Source organism: Gammaproteobacteria bacterium (genome assembly GCA_033720895.1).
Taxonomy (GTDB): domain Bacteria; phylum Pseudomonadota; class Gammaproteobacteria; order Natronospirales; family JAJUFS01; genus JAWWBS01.
Genome location: JAWWBS010000113.1, coordinates 1 through 2,573, shown reverse-complemented (window position 1 = coordinate 2,573; position 2,573 = coordinate 1). Strand labels below are relative to the sequence as shown.

Genomic DNA, 2,573 nt, shown 5'->3' with positions numbered 1-2,573 from the left:
TTGGCCAGCTCCAGCTTGGCGTACAGCGTGCAGGGCCCGGTATCGAGATGGCTGAACTCGATCATCGGGGTGTTGCCGATCATGTCGAGCACGTTCTTGTAGATGGTCATTGCAGCTCCACGCTGGCGGTGTATGGCCAAGCCCCACGTCGATCCCTGTCGATCAACGGGTCGGCTCGTGATGGTGGCTCAAGCTGCGGTATTCTACGGCAAGCCGGCCCGTGACCCAACGGCGCTGCCGCCCCGCACAAGCCGGACAGGAAATTGGACAAGAATCCCGTGACCAACAACGACACGACACTCAGGCAGCACCTGGACGCCGCCGCCACCGAGATTGCCAGCATCTCCGACACCCCGGCGCTGGATGCCGAGCTGTTGCTGGCGGAGGTGATGGAGCGGCCGCGCAGTCATTTCCGCGCCTGGCCGGACCGCAAGATCCCCCCGTCCGAGGTCGAACGCTTCGAGGCCCTGGTGGCTCGCCGTTGCCTCGGCGAGCCAATTGCCTACCTGCTCGGTCATCGCGAGTTCTGGAGCCTGACCCTGGCGGTCACGCCGGAGACCCTCATTCCCCGTCCCGACACCGAGCAACTGGTGGAAGCCGCACTGGAAAAAATCCCCGGCAGCGAGCGCTGCCGGATCGTGGACCTTGGCTGTGGCAGCGGCGCCATCGCCCTGGCGCTTGCCAGCGAGCGCCCTTTCGCCGAGGTCACCGCCATCGATGCCTCGCCGGGTGCCCTGCGCGTGGCAACCGACAATGCCCGCATCAACAGCATCGACAATGTCGTCTTCCTTGAAAGTGACTGGTGGAGCGGCCTCGGCCAGCAGCGCTTCGATATCGTCGTCAGCAACCCGCCGTATATAAGGGTCGACGATCCACACCTCGAACGAGGCGACCTGCGTTTCGAACCCCGCGAAGCCCTGGTGGCTGGCGATGATGGGCTGGATGCCTACCGGGACATTCTCACCGGCCTGGACCAGCATCTCGAGCCTGGCGGCTGGCTGTTGCTCGAACATGGCCATGACCAGGCGGATGCGCTGGCCGAACTGCTTGCCAATCAAGGGCTTGAAGACATACGGTGTATCCAGGACCTTGGCAGCAACGACCGCGTCACCCTGGCGCGGCGCCCGTTGCAGTGAGCCAGCCAGTCAACCGGAGGCGGGCCGATGAAACGAGTGTTTTCCGCCAGCCACAGCATTGAAGCCCACCTGGTGAAAGGCCTGCTGGAGGCCAACGGCATCGCTGCCATGGTCGCCGGTGATTTCCTGCAGGGCGGGGTCGGCGAATTGCCGGCATTCGGCTGCTGCGAGGTGCGCGTCGCTCCCGAGCACGAGCGGGCCGCCCGCGCCATCATCCACGAGTATGAAACCGGTGAAGCGCCCGATGGCGAATTCGAGGCCTGAGCGACGCCAAGCCCGCTTCGCCCTGCTGGTGGCATGCTGCCTGCTGGTCGGTTGCGGCGAACCCACACCGCCGGAGCAGCGTGTGCGAGATTTCGTTGCACATTTCGAGAACCTGGCCGAGAACCGGGAATGGACCGAGCTGGTCGATCTCATCGACGGTGACTACCAGGACGAGCGGGGCAACGACAAGCTGAAGGCCGCCGGTATCCTGCGGGCCTTTTACCTGCGCAACAAGTCGGTACACCTGCTGACCCGCATCGAAAGCATCGATGTCAGCTCGCCGTCCTACCCCATCGTGACCGTCTACCTCGCCATGGCGAGACGGCCGTTTACCGAAGAAACGGCAGCCAACCTGCCGCGCACCAACATGCACAAGCTGACGCTCGAACTGGCCGAGGATGGTGACAGTTTCACCATCCTGAGCTCGCGCTGGGAACAGGCCTCTGCAGGCAACCTTATTTTCTGAGCAGTCACGGACAGCGTGCTAGACTTTGCGAGCGGGCCAGGCCTGCCTTTCATTCTTCAGTCACGATCGCACCATCACCGGGGAAACATCTTGAATCATTTCGAAACCGACCTGTGGACAACCCACCTGCCCGAGGGCTGGCAGGGCGAGGCCAGTGACGACGCCGAGGAAGGCGTGGTCCTGTTCGATCCCGACGGGGTCGGAGAGCTGCAGATCACGGTTACCGAGAAGGACGACGGCCTGATCGACGAGGAAGACCTCGAATACTTCGCCGAGGACCTGATCGAGCAGGACATTCCCTTCAAGCGTGTGCGCATTGGTGAATTCCAGGGCCTGCAATTCGAATTCGAAGAAGACGGCGAAGACGGTCCCGAATTCGTTCGCGAGTGGTACCTGGCTTTTGACGAACTGTTTTTCTACGTGACCTACGCCTGCGATGTCGCGGACAAGCACCAGGAAGACAAGGCGGTGCACGACATTCTCAAGGCCATTGCCTTCCACTGATCGCACGTGACAGGACGCTCTTGCAGGCAACGATGACCTGACCAGACAGGCTTTCAGGAAGACACGCGCATGGAAACACCCATCACTGCACTCTATGCCGGCCTCTTCGGCATCAAGCTGATCGTGCTGAGTGCGCGCATCTCGCTGGGGCGAATGCGCTACCGCGTGGGCATCGGCAGTGGCGGCGAAAGGCGGCTTGAACG

Annotated in this window: 4 protein-coding genes; all 4 read left to right on the top strand. The window is 62.6% G+C overall.

The features are described from left to right. Positions 1-311: 311 nt before the first annotated feature. The gene (gene prmC, locus R3217_10675; GenBank protein ID MDX1455907.1) at positions 312-1,136 is read left to right on the top strand and encodes a peptide chain release factor N(5)-glutamine methyltransferase; all 825 of its coding nucleotides are present in this window, start codon (positions 312-314) and stop codon (positions 1,134-1,136) included. A gap of 27 nt (positions 1,137-1,163) precedes the next feature. Next, entirely contained in the window at positions 1,164-1,400 is a 237-nt protein-coding gene (locus R3217_10670) for a DUF2007 domain-containing protein (GenBank protein ID MDX1455906.1), read from the top strand. Next, the gene (locus tag R3217_10665; GenBank protein MDX1455905.1) at positions 1,381-1,866 is read left to right on the top strand and encodes a hypothetical protein; all 486 of its coding nucleotides are present in this window, start codon (positions 1,381-1,383) and stop codon (positions 1,864-1,866) included. The genes R3217_10670 and R3217_10665 overlap by 20 nt, the downstream gene beginning before the upstream one ends. A 90-nt stretch (positions 1,867-1,956) precedes the next feature. Further along, entirely contained in the window at positions 1,957-2,370 is a 414-nt protein-coding gene (locus tag R3217_10660; protein MDX1455904.1) for a hypothetical protein, read from the top strand. The last annotated feature ends 203 nt before the right edge of the window (positions 2,371-2,573 follow it).

What these genes read in the sequence shown, in the direction of transcription:
- R3217_10670 (MDX1455906.1), top strand. Translation starts at nt 1,164, where the DNA reads ATGAAACGAGTGTTTTCCGCCAGCCACAGCATTGAAGCCCACCTGGTG.
- R3217_10665 (MDX1455905.1), top strand. Translation starts at nt 1,381, where the DNA reads ATGGCGAATTCGAGGCCTGAGCGACGCCAAGCCCGCTTCGCCCTGCTG.